The organism is Sphingomonas sp. Leaf28 (assembly GCF_001421685.1).
GTDB classification, from domain to species: Bacteria; Pseudomonadota; Alphaproteobacteria; order Sphingomonadales; family Sphingomonadaceae; genus Sphingomonas; species Sphingomonas aurantiaca.
Genome location: NZ_LMKX01000010.1, coordinates 186,109 through 201,220, shown reverse-complemented (window position 1 = coordinate 201,220; position 15,112 = coordinate 186,109). Strand labels below are relative to the sequence as shown.

At 66.6% G+C, this 15,112-nt stretch carries 18 protein-coding genes; 4 read left to right on the top strand and 14 right to left on the bottom strand.

Annotation, left to right across the window (positions count from 1 at the left end):
• Nucleotides 1-149: 149 nt before the first annotated feature.
• Together ASE79_RS16405 and ASE79_RS16400 are read right to left on the bottom strand one after the other, a co-directional pair.
• Nucleotides 150-803 carry a COQ9 family protein gene (locus ASE79_RS16405; protein WP_056419126.1) on the bottom strand — a complete coding sequence of 218 codons (654 nt, stop codon included), beginning with the start codon at nucleotides 801-803 and terminating at the stop codon, nucleotides 150-152.
• On the bottom strand, nucleotides 800-1,789 hold the full coding sequence (locus ASE79_RS16400; protein WP_082445390.1) for a DMT family transporter: 990 nt from the start codon (nucleotides 1,787-1,789) through the stop codon (nucleotides 800-802). Before ASE79_RS16400 ends, ASE79_RS16405 begins: the two co-directional genes overlap by 4 nt.
• 51 nt (nucleotides 1,790-1,840) lie before the next feature.
• On the opposite strand from ASE79_RS16400, the gene ASE79_RS16395 reads away from it, so the two are divergent.
• Nucleotides 1,841-2,929 carry an alkene reductase gene (locus ASE79_RS16395; protein ID WP_056419123.1) on the top strand — a complete coding sequence of 363 codons (1,089 nt, stop codon included), beginning with the start codon at nucleotides 1,841-1,843 and terminating at the stop codon, nucleotides 2,927-2,929.
• A 95-nt stretch (nucleotides 2,930-3,024) separates the two neighbouring features.
• Nucleotides 3,025-3,519 (top strand): hypothetical protein, encoded by a 495-nt coding sequence (locus ASE79_RS16390; RefSeq protein WP_235516997.1) that lies wholly within the window; start codon nucleotides 3,025-3,027, stop codon nucleotides 3,517-3,519.
• Nucleotides 3,520-3,525: 6 nt separating this feature from the next.
• On the opposite strand, the gene ASE79_RS16385 is transcribed toward ASE79_RS16390, so the two are convergent.
• From ASE79_RS16385 to gltX, 10 genes are all read right to left on the bottom strand, one after another.
• Nucleotides 3,526-3,900 carry a hypothetical protein gene (locus ASE79_RS16385; RefSeq protein ID WP_056419118.1) on the bottom strand — a complete coding sequence of 125 codons (375 nt, stop codon included), beginning with the start codon at nucleotides 3,898-3,900 and terminating at the stop codon, nucleotides 3,526-3,528.
• A 46-nt stretch (nucleotides 3,901-3,946) separates the two neighbouring features.
• Complete coding sequence (locus ASE79_RS16380; RefSeq protein WP_056419115.1) at nucleotides 3,947-4,762, bottom strand: DUF1206 domain-containing protein; 816 nt, start codon at nucleotides 4,760-4,762, stop codon at nucleotides 3,947-3,949.
• A 235-nt stretch (nucleotides 4,763-4,997) separates the two neighbouring features.
• Entirely contained in the window at nucleotides 4,998-5,198 is a 201-nt protein-coding gene (locus tag ASE79_RS16375) for a DUF4169 family protein (RefSeq protein ID WP_056419113.1), read from the bottom strand.
• 7 nt (nucleotides 5,199-5,205) lie between these two features.
• Nucleotides 5,206-5,628 (bottom strand): 6,7-dimethyl-8-ribityllumazine synthase, encoded by a 423-nt coding sequence (ribH, locus tag ASE79_RS16370; RefSeq protein WP_056419110.1) that lies wholly within the window; start codon nucleotides 5,626-5,628, stop codon nucleotides 5,206-5,208.
• A complete protein-coding gene (gene ribB, locus ASE79_RS16365; protein WP_056419107.1) occupies nucleotides 5,628-6,785 on the bottom strand; it encodes a 3,4-dihydroxy-2-butanone-4-phosphate synthase in 1,158 nt (385 codons plus the stop codon). Before ribB ends, ribH begins: the two co-directional genes overlap by 1 nt.
• Nucleotides 6,769-7,380 carry a riboflavin synthase gene (locus ASE79_RS16360; protein ID WP_056419104.1) on the bottom strand — a complete coding sequence of 204 codons (612 nt, stop codon included), beginning with the start codon at nucleotides 7,378-7,380 and terminating at the stop codon, nucleotides 6,769-6,771. Before ASE79_RS16360 ends, ribB begins: the two co-directional genes overlap by 17 nt.
• On the bottom strand, nucleotides 7,380-8,456 hold the full coding sequence (gene ribD, locus ASE79_RS16355; protein WP_056419101.1) for a bifunctional diaminohydroxyphosphoribosylaminopyrimidine deaminase/5-amino-6-(5-phosphoribosylamino)uracil reductase RibD: 1,077 nt from the start codon (nucleotides 8,454-8,456) through the stop codon (nucleotides 7,380-7,382). Before ribD ends, ASE79_RS16360 begins: the two co-directional genes overlap by 1 nt.
• A gap of 23 nt (nucleotides 8,457-8,479) precedes the next feature.
• Nucleotides 8,480-8,827 carry a hypothetical protein gene (locus ASE79_RS16350; RefSeq protein WP_056419098.1) on the bottom strand — a complete coding sequence of 116 codons (348 nt, stop codon included), beginning with the start codon at nucleotides 8,825-8,827 and terminating at the stop codon, nucleotides 8,480-8,482.
• 55 nt (nucleotides 8,828-8,882) lie between these two features.
• The gene (locus tag ASE79_RS16345; protein ID WP_056419095.1) at nucleotides 8,883-9,551 is read right to left on the bottom strand and encodes a TonB family protein; all 669 of its coding nucleotides are present in this window, start codon (nucleotides 9,549-9,551) and stop codon (nucleotides 8,883-8,885) included.
• Between the two features lie 502 nt (nucleotides 9,552-10,053).
• On the bottom strand, nucleotides 10,054-11,379 hold the full coding sequence (gltX, locus tag ASE79_RS16340) for a glutamate--tRNA ligase (RefSeq protein ID WP_056419092.1): 1,326 nt from the start codon (nucleotides 11,377-11,379) through the stop codon (nucleotides 10,054-10,056).
• 161 nt (nucleotides 11,380-11,540) lie between these two features.
• Between gltX and ASE79_RS16335 the strand changes: the two genes are divergently transcribed.
• Nucleotides 11,541-12,479: a ribose-phosphate pyrophosphokinase gene (locus ASE79_RS16335; RefSeq protein WP_056419089.1), complete on the top strand. Its 939-nt coding sequence runs from the start codon at nucleotides 11,541-11,543 to the stop codon at nucleotides 12,477-12,479.
• Nucleotides 12,480-12,554: 75 nt separating this feature from the next.
• Here ASE79_RS16335 and ASE79_RS16330 read toward each other — a convergent pair whose 3' ends face one another.
• Entirely contained in the window at nucleotides 12,555-12,884 is a 330-nt protein-coding gene (locus ASE79_RS16330; RefSeq protein WP_056419086.1) for a PilZ domain-containing protein, read from the bottom strand.
• Nucleotides 12,885-12,928: 44 nt separating this feature from the next.
• Nucleotides 12,929-13,471 (bottom strand): sterol desaturase family protein, encoded by a 543-nt coding sequence (locus ASE79_RS16325; RefSeq protein ID WP_056419083.1) that lies wholly within the window; start codon nucleotides 13,469-13,471, stop codon nucleotides 12,929-12,931.
• A gap of 208 nt (nucleotides 13,472-13,679) precedes the next feature.
• Between ASE79_RS16325 and sucC the strand changes: the two genes are divergently transcribed.
• Complete coding sequence (sucC, locus tag ASE79_RS16320; protein WP_055874762.1) at nucleotides 13,680-14,882, top strand: ADP-forming succinate--CoA ligase subunit beta; 1,203 nt, start codon at nucleotides 13,680-13,682, stop codon at nucleotides 14,880-14,882.
• Nucleotides 14,883-15,112: the final 230 nt, after the last annotated feature.

Here is a 15,112-nt window from a genome sequence, read left to right as displayed (position 1 = left end):
TCGGGGAAGGGAAGCCCTAACCGCCGCTGGTTACCATCGCCTCGCCGTCCCGCCATCCTGACGAAAGTCAGGACCCAGAGCCACTTAGCGCACCCTTCGGGGTTCTGGGTCCTCGGTCGAGCCCAGGATGACGGGGTTCGGTACCGCGCTCAAGCCGTCGGATAGCGCAGGCGACCGACGAATCGCGACAGGCTGAACCCATGCTCGGTTCGCTTGAGGAAACCGGACTTGGCCTTTTCGAACTGCATGATCCCATTGATGCGGCGTCCGAGGAAGGCACGCGTTTCGGCGAGGCCTTCGCTCTCGTCGTCGAGGAAGATCGTGATCGTCGAGGCGTACACGCCGAGCAGGATCGTCCGCTTGGTGTAGTAATTATAGTCGGTCGCGACGTCGCCCGCCGCGTGCCAGATCGTGTCGACCGTCCGCCAGCCGAGCCGCGTCGCCTTCGCCAGGTTCTGCGGGAGCGCGAGGATCGCCAGTGCGCGCCGCAGCGATTCGCGATCTGCCGACGTCGCATCAAGCCGCGCCTCGACCAGCGCGGTGATCTTGTCGCGGATATTCATTGCTGCGAGGCGTTCGGGCGGCACCGCGGCGAGCATGACGTCGTCGATATGCGCGAACCACGCGTCGATCATGTCGACCGGCCCGTCCTTGAACGCCAGCGCGGCGATGTCGGTATCGACCCGCTCGGCCTGCGCGGCCATGTCGCGCGCGGCGTCGCCCCAACCGTCGAACGCCGCGTTGGCGGCGATGCCGGGCGCGAGCAGGGCGCGGATTTCGTCGAGCGTAAGGTCCTGGGTCATACCGTCTCCTGCCGTTCAAAATCAGGCGTATCAAGCGTGTCTTCAAGAGGGGGGCCTCGCCGGACGAGCACCAGCGCCGTCGCGACCATCACCACCCCGACCAGATCCGCGGTGCCGAGGCGCTCGCCATAGACGAGCCAGCCGACGATCCCCGCCACCACGGGCTGGATCAGCAGCGCGATGCCGATCACCAACGGCGTGAAGCGACCGAGCGCGTAGATCATCAGGCCTTGCCCCAGCACCTGGCTGCACAGCGCTAGCCCGATCAGCGGGGTCCAGTGAGCCGGCAGCACGCGCTCGCCCATCGCCAGCGCGAACAGGAGCAGCGGCGCGATGCCCGCCAGCGTCGACAGCGTCAGCGCCGAGACCGGCGCGAGCGTCGCGCGCGCGCGCGCCATCAGGATGAAATAGATGGTGTAGAGCACGCCCGCGAGCAGGCAGAACAGATCGCCGGCAAGGTTCTTCGCGTCGAGCTGATATGAGCGGCCGAGCAGCAACGCGCCACCCGCCGCCGCCAAGGCCAAAGCGAACGCCTGGGTCCGCGTCGGCCAGCTGCGCGCGATCAGGAAGCCGTAGATCGGGAAGATCAGCGTCGCGACGTTACCGAACAGCGTCGCATTGGCGAGCGTGGTGCGCAGGATCCCGAGATGCCAGGTGCCGAGATCGGCGGCGAAGCACACCCCGCCCGCGAGCAGCCCGGCCCACAGCTTCCAGCCAAGCCGCATCGGCCGCGCGCCTTGCTGGACCGCGAGCACGACCAGGAACGGCACCGCCAGCGTAAGCCGCCAGAACCCTGCGGCGACCGGCCCCACCTCGGTCGCGCGGACAAACCACGGCCCGAAAGCGAGCGCGACGTTGGCCACCACCAGCGCCGCGAACGCGATCAGGCCGGGTGCGGCGATGGCCGGCGCAGCAGGCACATCATGTGGCGTATCGGGCGGCGTATCGGGCACGCTAGATAATCTTTGCGGGTCAGGGCGATGCATGCCGCGCTGTAGCCTCCTATCTTTGCCCCGTCAGGCCAATAAGGAGCTTCCATGCCTAGCCTTTTCGATCCAATTACCCTTGGTGCCGTTGACGCGCCGAACCGCATCCTCATGGCGCCGCTCACGCGCGGCCGTGCCGACCGCGACGCCGTCCCGAGCGACATGATGGTCGAGTATTACACGCAGCGCGCGAGCGCCGGGCTGATCATCTCGGAAGCCACCGGCATCAGCCGCGAAGGTCTCGGCTGGCCGTTCGCGCCGGGTCTGTGGACCGACGCGCAGGTCGCCGCCTGGAAGCCCGTCACCGACTCGGTTCATGCCGCGGGTGGCCGTATCATCGCGCAGTTGTGGCACATGGGTCGTCAGGGCCATTCGTCGGTGTACGAAACGCAGCCGGTCTCGTCCTCGGCGACCAAGACCGAAGGCCAGGCGCACACCTTCGAGGGCAAGAAGGATTTCGAGGTCGCGCGTCCGCTCGAGCTGAACGAGATCCCGCGCCTGCTGAACGATTACGAGCTGGCGACGAAGAACGCGCTCGCCGCGGGCTTTGACGGTGTCCAGATCCATGCCGCGAACGGCTATCTGATCGACCAGTTCCTGCGCGACAACGCGAACAGCCGCACCGACGAATATGGTGGCTCGATCGAGAACCGCATCCGCCTGCTCCGCGAAGTCGCCGAGCGCGTCATCGCGGTCGCCGGCGCGGATCGCACCAGCGTCCGCCTGTCGCCAAACGGCGATTCGCAGGGTGTCGACGACAGCAACCCCGAGCCGCTGTTCACCGCCGCCGCCAAGGCGCTGTCCGATCTGGGGATCGCGTTCCTCGAACTGCGCGAGCCCGGCCCCGATGGCACGTTCGGCAAGACCGACGTGCCAAAGCTCAGCCCGGCGATCCGCAAGGTGTTCACCGGCGTGCTTGTCGTGAACTCGGATTACGACACGCTCGAGAAGGCGCAGGCCGAACTCGACACCGGCATCGCCGACGCGATTAGCTTCGGTCGTCCGTTCATCGCCAATCCCGATCTGCCCAAGCGGCTCCGTGACGGTGCGCCGCTGGCGAAGGATGATGCCAAGACGTGGTACAGCCGGGGTCCCGAGGGCTATATCGACTACCCGGCGCTGCAGACCGCCGACGCGTAATCGGGTGAGCGCAGGCTGATTGTCACCGGTGACGCCATCGCCTAGCAGCGCGCTTCCGCGCCGCTGAGGGCGCACCGGTGACGACAGGATGACGCATGACCGACGGTTGGCCGAGCGGGGGCAGGGGAACGGGGCCGCTGATGCCGGGCACCGCCGACCGTGCCGCGCGGCGTGCCGAGGAGCGCGCGAAGGACCGCGAGCAGCGCGCGAAGGAGCGGCTCGCCGCCTCCGAACAGCGATCCGAATCCCGCGCGGCCCAGCGTGACCTCCAGTCGCAGGAGCGCGAGCGCGCGCGAGAGACGCGGCGGATCGAGGAGGGACAGCGTATTCAGGCGCGGCTCGATGCACCGCCGACCAACGACGTCGAGGCGCTGAAGATCTCCAAGCGCCGCCGCTCCGGCGCGCTCGCCCGCAGCGGTGAGGAGACGAAGAAGGAGCGCGACACGCGCAGCTACAAGACCATCGTCGACAACGCACGGATCCGCACGCTTGCCGATCGCGGCGCGTCGGTGTCGGGGCTGGCCGGCGCGTTCGGCATCACGGTCGAAGAGGTCGAAGCGGCGTTGCGGGAAACGGCCCCGCAGGACTAGCCTTCGTCAGGCGGGGTGGTCGTCGCTCGCCAGCCAGGCGCGCGCTGCGTCGATATCGAGGAACGTCCGGCAGTTCGCCGCCTTCAGATAGCGTTCGGTCTGAAGCTTGGCCAGATGCGAGGCGACGACCGCCGCGATCGGCGCGGACGTCACCTTCAACGCCTTGGGCATCATCGCCTCGAGCGCATCGACCACCTTCAACGGCTGGATCGCCGCCTTGCGCAGGTCGGCGAGCACGACGAACCGTCCGTGATACAGTCGCGCCGCGGTGCCGCGCGCGAGCAGTTCGGCGGAGAACGCTGCGGTCGTAGCGATCGACCAGAATCCCTCGGTAACGATCGTCAGGGTCTTGCTCAGGACGTCGAAACTGATCGTGTACATGCAGCCCCCTAGCATCCGCGCCTTAACAATCCGCTATCGGCGCGCCTCAATCGGTCCCGGGCAGGTCGACATGGAGCCGGCGAAAGCGCGCCTCGATGAGCGAATAGGCGCCGAACAACGCCAGGCCGAGCCCGGTCAATGCGAGCAGCCATTTGCCGCCCGGCTGCGATTGGAGCTTCTCCAGCGCGTCGGCCACGCCGCCTGCGTCGCTTGCATGCGCGCTCCATGCGGCAAGGCCGAACAACCCGGCGACGATCACGAACACGAGCGCACGCGCGCCGTAGCCGATCCGGCCCATGGTGCAGACATAGCCGGGGGCAGGCGCGTCGCCGCGCAGGTCGCGGATGAAATCGCCGCGCCACGCCTTTTGTCCCTGCTGGAACGCCGCGACCAGCACGCCGATTGCGACCGCGCCGACCAGCAGCCGTCCGGCAGGCTGGTCGAGCAGCAACGCGGTCCAGTCGCGCGCGCTCTCGTCGCCGGGTGAGACCGCCGCGTCGCGTGAGCCGGTCTTCAGCGCGAGCTTGGCGGCGGTCCAGGCGAGGATCAGATGCGCGATCCCGCTGACGACATGGCCGATCCGCTTGAGGCTGCCCTTGACGTCGCGGCCGATCTGCTCGGGGTTCGCCGCAGCTTCGGTCAGCCGCCACACCGCATAGCCGAGCAGTCCGGCCGCGATGATCGCAAGCAGGACAGGCCCGAACGCCTCGTCCGCCATCGACCCGATCGCGCCCTGGTTGTCCGCAACCTCGCCACCCCGCAGCGCTGCGTCGACGGCGAACCATCCGACGAGGATGTAGACCACCCCCCGCGCGGCAAAGCCGAGCTTGGCGAGCCATGTCGCATTTGCATCCGAGATCATGAAGGCCCCCTTGTTACGCAGGCACAACAGTTCGTCGGGCGGGACGTTCCTGTGAAGGGCGCGAGGTTTCCACGCCCGTGCCCAAACACGCATGCATGATCCTCCCCCGCCAGGGGGAGGATTTCAGGTTTTTTGCAAAGGACCAGCGGGTTCGAAACCTTGCGCGACCGCTTGGTGGTCGCTCGCTACCGATGGGAGAGGGACGAGGCCCGCCGCGGGAAGCCTCAGCCTGCGGTTATTGAACGGGGTTGTCGGGCTCGGGAGTTTCGAGTTGCGCGCCGTCGAGCGTTGCCTCGATCCGCGCGTGCTCGGCTGCGTCCCTCGCCTTTTCCGCCGTCGTCCGGCCAAACAGCTGCCGGTTCTGGTCGGCGCGCGCGGAAGCCTCCGCCCGAGCCCGCTGCTTTCGCGCGAACCTCAGGTTGATTACTTCACCCACGCGCTGCTCATGCGAGGAAGCGGTCTTTCAGCGCCAGCATCGCCAGTGCCGCGTTCGCCGCGCCGCCGCCCTTGTCGCCTTCGGTCGGCTTGGCACGCGTGAGCGCCTGCGCCTCGTTCTCGGTGGTCAGGATGCCGTTGCCGATCGGCAGGCCGTCCATCGTCAACTGCATGATCCCGCGTGCGCTCTCGCCCGCGACGATTTCGAAATGATAAGTCTCGCCGCGGATCACGACGCCCAGCGCGACGTACGCGTCGAACGTCTCGCTCTCGGCTGCCAGCGCGATCGCGCCGGGGACTTCGAGCGCGCCGGGCACGGTGATCGTCTCGTGCGTGTGGCCCGCGGCTTCGATCGCCGCCTTCGCACCCTCGACCAGCAGGTCGTTGAGGTGATCGTAGAACCGGGCTTCGACGATGAGGAGATGGGCCATCAGTTTGAACTCTCTTCGGTATCCAGGGACGCGATCCGCCGTTCACCGACGATCGACAGGCCATAGCCATCGAGCCCGACCAGCGTGTGATGCGTGTTGGTGATCAGCACCATGTCGTGCACGCCAAGCTCGGTCAGGATCATCGCGCCGACTCCATAGTCGCGCAGTTCTTCCATGTCGGGCGTGATCTCCGCGCCGGCCTTTTTCAGGACCGCCGAGGTGAAGGTGTTGCTGCGCGGGCGGTTGATGACGACGATCACGCCCGCGCCCTCGTCGGCGATCATCTGCATCGAGCGCGCCAGGATACGGCCGCGATCGCCCGATTCGCCGAAGATGTCGGCGAACGGCGACAACGCGTGCATCCGGACGAGCGTCGGCGTGGCGGGGTCGATCTTGCCCTTGACCAGCGCGACCTGTTCGGTGCCGGTGGCCTTGTTCCAGAACGTCAGCGCGGTCCAGTCGCCACCCCATTCGGAGGTGAAGCTGGCCTCGGCGCGCTTCTCGACGAGATGATCGTAGCGGCGACGATACGCGATCAGATCGCGGATCGTGCCGATCTTGACGTTGTGGAACTGCGCGAAGGTCACGAGATCGTCCATCCGCGCCATCGTGCCGTCCTCGTTCATGATCTCGCAGATCACACCCGAAGGGTTGAGCCCGGCGAGCCGCGCGACGTCGACCGCCGCCTCGGTATGCCCGGCGCGGACCAGCACGCCGCCGTCGCGCGCGACCAGCGGGAAGACGTGGCCCGGGGTGACGATGTCGGGCTTACCCTTGGTCGCATCGACCGCCACCGCGATGGTGCGCGCGCGATCCGCCGCGGAGATACCCGTGGTGACGCCTTCGAGCGCCTCGATCGACACGGTGAACGCGGTTTCGTGACGGGTGCCGTTGTTGCGGCTCATCAGCTCGAGGCCGAGTTCCTCGGTGCGGTCCTTGGTGAGCGCAAGACAGATCAGGCCGCGGCCGTATTTGGCCATGAAGTTGATCTTCTCGGGCGTCGCCATCTGCGCGGGGATGACGAGATCGCCCTCGTTCTCGCGGTCCTCGTCATCGACCAGGATGAACATACGGCCATTGCGCGCCTCGTCGATGATCTCTTCGGGGCTGGAGAGATAACCGTGCTTCAGACGGGCAAGCTCAGCGGGCAGAGGCACGGTAATGCTCCATTCTTTGGAGGTAGCGGGCGAGGACGTCGATCTCGATATTGACCGACTGTTCCACGTGGATCGTTCCGAGCGTCGTGACCGCCCAGGTATGTGGGATGATGTTCAGGCCGAACTCGACCTCTCCCTCGACGTCGCGAACGGTGTTCACGGTAAGCGAGACGCCGTCGACTGTGACCGAGCCCTTTGGGGCGATGAACGGCGCGATGTCGGCGCCGGCGCGGATAGTGACGCGGTGCGAGCCGCCTTCCTCGGTCACCGCGACGACGGTGCCGAGACCGTCGACATGGCCCGTGACGATGTGGCCGCCGAGCTCGTCGCCGAGCTTCATCGCGCGTTCCAGGTTGAACTTGCGCCCTTGCGTCCACTGGTCCTTTGCGGTGCGGCTGATCGTCTCGCCCGAGACGTCGACCGCGAACCAGTTTGGTCCCTTGTCGACAACGGTGAGGCAGACGCCCGAGCACGCGATCGACGCGCCGAGATCGACGGTGGCGGTATCATAGGCGGTCGAGACGACCACGCGCGTATCGCCGGGCGATTCCACGGTGGTGACGGTGCCGATGTCGGTGACGATTCCGGTAAACATTATCCCTCGTTTCGTTCGCGCTCGTAGACCTCGAGCCGGTCGCTGCCAAGTTGCCGCGAGTCGAGCTGTGTCCAGCGTTGGTGCGCCTCGGCCAGGTCGGTAAGGCCGATGTCGCGGAGTGCGTGGCGGCCGCTGCCGATCAGGATCGGCGCGCGGTACAGAAGGAGCCGGTCGACGAGATCGGCGGCGAGGAACGCCGACGCTACGGCCGCGCCGCCTTCCACGAGGATGTGATCGACGTGGGGGAGGGTGGCGATGGCGCCCGGCTCGGCGATAACGGTCCAATTCCCAATTTCGTTACTCCAGCGAAAGCTGGGGTCTTCCGGTGAGGCTCCGTCGGGCGCCTCAACGGGGATATTCCAGCTTTCGCTGGAATGACGGGGGGAGGGGAACGGAGGCGGGGACGGGGGGGCAGCGAGGGTCGTGGATAGCAACACGCGGAGAGGCGCGCGATTTTCCAGACCTGGCACGCGCACGTCGAGTCGAGGCGCGTCCGCCTCGTACGTGCCGCGCCCGACGAGGATCGCTTCGTGCCGGCTCCGCTCGAGATGCGCATGCGCGCGGGCTTGTGGGCCGGTGATCCAGCGGCTCGATCCATCCGCCATGGCGATGCAGCCGTCGAGTGAGGTCGCGAGCTTCAACGTGACATGGGGGCGGCCGAGCGCCTGCCGCGTCAGGAACCCGGCCATCGAGCGTCGCGCCTCGGCCGAGCGGATGCCGCGCGCCACGGTGATGCCAGCCGCCTCGAGGCGGGCAAACCCCTGGCCGGCGGTTCGCGCGTCGGGATCTTCGAGCGCTGCGACGATGCGCGCGACGCCCGACTCGATCAGCAGGTCGCTGCAGGCGCGGCCGCGGGGCGACTGGTGCGCACAGGGTTCGAGCGTGACGTAGGCCGTTGCACCGTTCGCCTTCGCGCAGGCCTCGGCCAGCGCCATCGCCTCGGCATGCGGTCGCCCGCCTGCTTGCGTCCAGCCGCGTCCGACGATTCGACCGTCCGCGACGATGACGCACCCGACATTGGGATTGGGTGCGGTCCGCCCGCGGGACCGCTCGGCCAGCGCCAGCGCGGCACCCATCCACCGCGCATCCGGAGCGTGGGTCAGATTCCCATCGCCTTCAGCTTGTCGTCGAGCCGCTTGAACGAGGCGCGCTGTGCGTCCTCGCGCGCCTTCTGCTCGGCGAGCGCCTTGGCCTTGATCGGGGCGTCGATCTTCTGTTGCGCGATGATCTGCGCATCGGTGCGATCGGCGGGCCATTGTTCGACATAGATGATCTTCGGGCGATATTCCTGCTCGACGTACGAATCCTTCATGAATGCGTAGATCAGGAAGGTGGTGACGCAGAGCGCGGCCGCGAGGAAGAAGAACTCGTACGGCTGGCGCTGGCTCAGGAAGAGCCGCAGGTCGCGATAGGCGACGATCGGTGAGAAACGACTGAATAAGCCCATGCGCGCCAAGATAGGGGGGCAGGGCCGCCTAGGCCAGCCCTGCCCCCGCGAAGGTTTAGTTCTGCAGCACGAACGTTAGCGCCATCGATCGCCACGCCTCGACCGGAACACCGTCACGCGTCGCCGGCTTGAACCGCCACTTCGCCAGCGCGCGGTCGAGCGTGGCGCTGTAGAACGCGTCGGTGGTCGCGCTGACCCGCTCGACCTGCTTCACGCGCCCGTCGATTCCGACCAGCACGCGCACCACGACCCTGCCCTCGCGCTCGGCACGGCGTTCCTCCGACGGATAGCTTGGCTGGAAATCGGCGGCGTAGCGCGGGTCGATGCCTGGCTGGACGAACACCGGCGTAGGCTTTGGCGGGTCGACCGCGACGGTGCCGGTCCCGGTGCCCTCGACCCCGATCGGCGGCGTGAGGGGGAGCGGATCGGGCGTGACGACGAAGCCGGTGTCGGTGGGCGTCGGTACCTGCGGGACCGGCGCATCGGGACGCGGCCCGGGGCGCGGTTGCTGGCGGATCAGCGGATCGGCGGGCCGCACCGGCTCGGGCGGGGGCGGCGGCGTATACGGTACATAGGTGATGAGCGGCCCGTCGGGCGGCGTGAATGGCAGCAGTCTCGGCGCTGCGAAGAACAATGCTCCGATCACGGCGCCGTTGACCAGCAGCGCAATGCCAAGGCTGCCGGGATTGAATCCGCCGGTCCGGTTTGGTCGATCCGCGTACATGTCCGTCTCCCCTTCATCTCCTTGAGGCTGGCGGCGCGATAGACACCGCCGATGGGTATGGTACATCATCACATTGCGAGGGCAAGGGGTTTGGGGGAGAGGGAATCAGGTATGCGCTGTCTTGTCGGCGTCGGATCTGAGACAGCGACGTTCGCGTTGTGAGGGACACAGCGGACTAGTTCGACGCATCGGTTCGGCCAGTTCGGCAGCCTCCCCTCGTCGACATATCGACCACCCCGGCGAAGGCCGGGGCCCAGTTGAGAGACGTTGCTAACGTAGAGAGGCGCTTTGTAGCTGCGACCTTTCTAACTGGGCCCCGGCCTCCGCCGACATGGTGTTTGGGGGGAGGGCGGTGCTTCTCTTGGCTGCCGCGAATATCAGGCCGGTTGGTCGACCGCTGGCCGGCTCCTTGTTCTCCCGCGGAGGCGGAAGCCAGACTGGACTCCCGCCTTCGCGGGAGAACGTACTGTTCGCAGAGCGACAGAATTCCGGGAGCGCGCCGTTACCGTGCTGCCAGTCGCTCCAGTGCCCGCTCCCGGCCGATCAGCGGCAGCAGCGCCGCCATGTCGGGCCCGTGATCGCGCCCGGTCAGCGCGCGGCGCAACGGCAGGAAGAGCGCCTTGCCCTTACGCCCCGTCTCGTCCTTCAACCGAGCGGTCAGCGCGTGCCAGGGGTCGCTCGACCAGTCGATCGCCCCAGCCGCCGCCACGGCGCTGTCGAGATACGCAACGTCCGTATCGCCCTCGACCGCGATGGGGCCTTCTATCACGCCCCACCAGTCCGCGGCGTCGGCCAGCGTCACCAGATTGGGCCGCACGGCCTCCCACGCCGCCGCACCCATCCCCGCCGGCAACCGCGCGGCGACATCGTCATACGGCAGCGTGTGCAGGATCCGCGCGTTCAGTTGTGCGAGCTCGGCTTCGTCGAACCGTGCCGGCGCGCGTCCGAACCTGGCGAAATCGAACCCGGCGATCAGCGGCGCGGCATCGGCGATCGGCTCGACCGGATCGCTTGTCCCGATCCGCGCGAGCAGCGCACGCACCGCCTGCGGCTCGATCCCGACTTCACGGAAATGATCGACGCCGAGCGAGCCGAGTCGCTTCGACAGCTTGCCCTCCGCCCCCGTCAGCAACGCCTCATGAGCGAACTGCGGCGGCGCGACGCCGAGCGCGGCGAACATCTGTAACTGGAGCGCGGTGTTCGAGACGTGATCTTCGCCGCGCACGACATGCGTGACGCCCATCTCGGCATCGTCGATCGCCGAGGGGAGCATGTAGAGCCACGACCCGTCTGCGCGCCGCACGACCGGATCGCTCATTGTCCTGGCCTCGAAATGTTGCGGTCCCCGGATCAGATCGTCCCAGTCGATCGCCGAGTCGTGATCGAGCTTGAACCGCCAATGCGGCCGCACCCCATCCGCCTCGAGCTTCGCGCGCGCGGCGTCGTCCAGCGCAAGCGCCGCGCGGTCATAGATCGGCGGCAGCCCGCGTCCGGCCTGGATCTTGCGCTTGAGGTCGAGTTCCTGCGTCGTTTCATACGCCGGATAGACATGACCGCTCGCGACCAGCGCGGCGAACCGCGACTCGTATAGCGCGAACCGGGCCGACTGCCGCTCCTCCGCATCGGGCGTCATGCCGAGCCAGTCGAGATCCGCGCGGATCGCATCGACGAACCGTTCTTCGCTGCGTTCGGGATCGGTATCGTCGATCCTGAGCACGAACTTGCCGCCGTTCGCGCGCGCGAACATCCAGTTGTGGAGCGCGGTGCGGATGTTGCCGACATGCAGCCGGCCGGTGGGCGAGGGGGCGAAACGGGTGATCACGGTCATGCGGATCGCTGTAGGTAGCCGCGCGCCGACGGGCAAACGCTTCCAGGCCATCTGGCCTATGTGCTGGCCCGCCGCCCCGGCCCACCACCCCGGCACGCAACGCTTCCAACCGGCGATTCGTGCGCCTAAGGGGTGCGCGTGATCGAGCGGGGAAGACTTTCATGAAACTGATGACCGGCAATTCGAACCTGCCACTCGCGCAGGAGATCGCCGCCTATCTCGAGACGCCGTTGACCGACGTCAGTGTCCGGCGCTTCGCCGACGAGGAGGTCTTTGTCGAGATCAACGAGAATGTCCGCGGCGAGGACGTGTTCGTGATCCAGTCGACCGGCTACCCGGCCAACGACAACCTCATGGAACTGCTGATCATGATCGACGCGCTCAAGCGTGCGTCGGCGCGCCGCATCACCGCGGTAATCCCGTATATGGGCTACGCGCGGCAGGACCGGAAGCCGGGCCCGCGCACGCCGATCTCGGCCAAGCTGGTCGCCAACCTGATCACCGTCGCAGGCGCGAACCGCGTGTTGTCGGTCGACCTGCATGCCGGGCAGATCCAGGGCTTCTTCGATATCCCGACGGACAATCTGTATGCCGCGCCGGTGATGTCGGCGGACATCCTGGCGCGCTTCGGCGGCAAGAACCTGATGGTCGTGTCGCCCGACGTCGGCGGCGTGGTGCGCGCGCGCGTGCTGGCCAAGCGACTCGACAACGCGCCGCTCGCGATCGTCGACAAGCGTCGCGAGCGCGCGGGCGAGTCCGAGGTCATGAACATCATCGGCGAGGTAGAGGGTCGCTTCTGCATCCTGGTCGACGACATCGTCGATTCGGCGGGGACGCTGTGCAACGCCGCTGCTGCGCTGATGGAGGCGGGAGCCGAGGGCGTCGTCGCCTATGTCACGCATGGTGTGCTGTCTGGGGGCGCGGTCGCGCGGGTCGAGGGCTCCGAGTTGCGCGAGCTGGTGATCACCGATTCGATCGGCAATCACGACGTCATCAAGGGCGCGCATGGCAAGATCCGCCACCTGCAGATCGCGCCGCTGCTCGGCGAGGCGATCAAGCGGATCGCGGACGAGACGAGCGTGTCGAGCCTGTTCGACTGAGATCGGGGGCAGGGTGTTTGAACGCGAAGGCGGTGACCCGGACCGGGTTTCCGTCTTTGCAAGAGACCGTTGTGCTTAGCGCTGCGACAGTGCGACGATGTGGTCGAACACCGCGGGATGCAGCGGCTTGGCGAAGGCGCACCCGTATTTGAACTTGTCGCGCCATGCGACCACCGCCTCGAGCGCCGCGAGCCCGGGCAGCGTCAGCCAGACCACCGTTCCGGGCCACAAGGTAAAGCTCGTCTCGGCGCGGAAGCCGGAGAGCGAGAGGTCGGTGACCTCGATCTCGAATCGCGTCTGGCCACGGTCGCGCAGATGCGCGCGCATCTTGACGGCCTTGCGGAACGCCTGACGAAGCTCCTCGCCGGTCGAGTCGGCAGGGGGAATGGGGACGGGCTGTGTCATGTCCGGGACACTGCTCCCAAAAGGGTTACTTTTTTCCGAATCCATCATGATTCGACCGCTGGAGCGTGCGTACCGGCCTGCGTCTCGCGCGGCCGTGCAGGCGCCCGGATGCCGGCACGCGCGCGCCGCTTGAGTTCGGCCTTGAGCATCTCCGGCTTCGGGGCGACGAGGAAGCCGAAGCTGACATTGCCCTCGCGCGTCTCGACGACGTGGTGCAGCCGGTGCGCCTGGACGATGCGTTTCATGTATTTGGACTTGGGCAGATACCGGTTCGGGATGCGCTGGTGCACGATGACGTCGTGGAACCCGAAATAGATCATGCCGTAGGTCGCGACCCCCGCGCCGATCCAGGCGAAGCCTGGCCACCAGCCAAGGTTCAAGCCGCCGAACACCAACACGAACGACGGTACCGCGAAGATCGCTGCGTACAGGTCGTTCAACTCCCAGTTGCCATGGCGTGCGCGATGGTGGCTCTCATGCAGGAACCAGCCAAAGCCATGCATGATCCAGCGGTGCGCGGCATACGCAAACGCCTCCATGCCGAGCACGGTACCGAGAAACAGAAGGATGCCGAGCCAGATCGCCATCTCTCTCGTATAGGGCCGCCAAGGCCGCAGGGCAAAAGGCGAATTGTCCTAGCGGCGCTTCCGCAAAACCCGCGGAAACGCGCGTTTCGCACATGCTATTGCGAAAGAGACGCAACTGCAAATGCCTTAAGGGTGGATTTGCGACCCGCCCTGTGCTTTACGCCGAACCAATTCCCGAGTTTCCTAAAAATTGCGTGGAGCCTTCCCGATGAACATCCATGAATACCAGGCCAAGGAACTGCTGGCCAAGTTCGGCGTCCCCGTCCCCGCCGGTTTCGCGGCGCTGACCGTCGAGGAGGCCGTCGAGGCCTCGAAGAAGCTTCCCGGACCGCTCTACGTCGTCAAGGCGCAGATCCACGCCGGCGGCCGCGGCAAGGGCAAATTCGTCGAGCTCGGCCCCGACGCCAAGGGCGGCGTCCGCCTCGCCAAGACCGAGGACGAGGTTCGCGCGGCCGCGACCGACATGCTCGGCAACACGCTCGTCACGATCCAGACGGGTGACGCGGGCAAGCAGGTCAATCGCCTGTACGTTACCGACGGTGTCGATATCGACAAGGAATTCTACCTCGCGCTGACGCTCAACCGCACCACCGGCCGGGTGATGATGGTGGCCTCGACCGAAGGCGGCATGGACATCGAAGCGGTCGCGCACGACACGCCCGAGAAGATCCAGTCGATCGATATCGACCAGGCGACCGGCTTCATGCCGCATCACGGCCGCGCCGTTGCTGCAGCGCTCGAGCTGACCGGCGATCTCGCCAAGCAGGCCGCGAACACCGCGTCGAAGCTGTATGACGCGTTCATCGGCACCGATGCCGAGCAGATCGAGATCAACCCGCTCGCGGTCACCAACGACGGCAAGCTGATGGTGCTCGACGCGAAGGTCGCGTTCGACGGCAACGCGCTGTTCCGCCACAAGGACCTGCTTCAGCTGCGCGACGAGACCGAGGAAGATCCTGCCGAGCTCGAAGCCTCGAAGTACGACCTCGCCTATATCAAGCTCGACGGCGACATCGGCTGCATGGTCAACGGCGCCGGCCTCGCCATGGCGACGATGGACATCATCAAGCTGAACGGCATGTTCCCGGCGAACTTCCTCGACGTTGGCGGCGGCGCCAACAAGGAGAAGGTGACGGCCGCGTTCAAGATCATCCTCGCGGATCCGAACGTGAAGGGCATCCTGGTCAACATCTTCGGTGGCATCATGAAGTGCGACATCATCGCCGACGGCATCGTCGCGGCGGCGAAGGAAGTGAACCTGTCGGTGCCGCTGGTCGTCCGCCTCGAGGGTACGAACGTCGAGAAGGGAAAGGAGATTCTCGCGAACTCCGGCCTCGCGATCGTTCCTGCGAACGACCTTGGCGATGCCGCCAAGAAGATTGTCGCAGAGGTGCAGAAGGTCGCGGCGTAACCACTGCCCACTGCATACTGATTCTGCGAAAAACGGGGCTCGGACGGAAACGTCCGGGCCCTTTTTCGTTGGTGTCGCGACTGGTCCGGTTGGTCGCCCGTCGTGACGCTACGGAACGGTGATGTTTCCATACCGGACTTGCGAAAACGGCGCGAAACCGCCATCTGTCGCGCCAACGCCGTCACGCTGTGACCCATAGTGCGACGGTGATCGAACGATGAGATTCACCT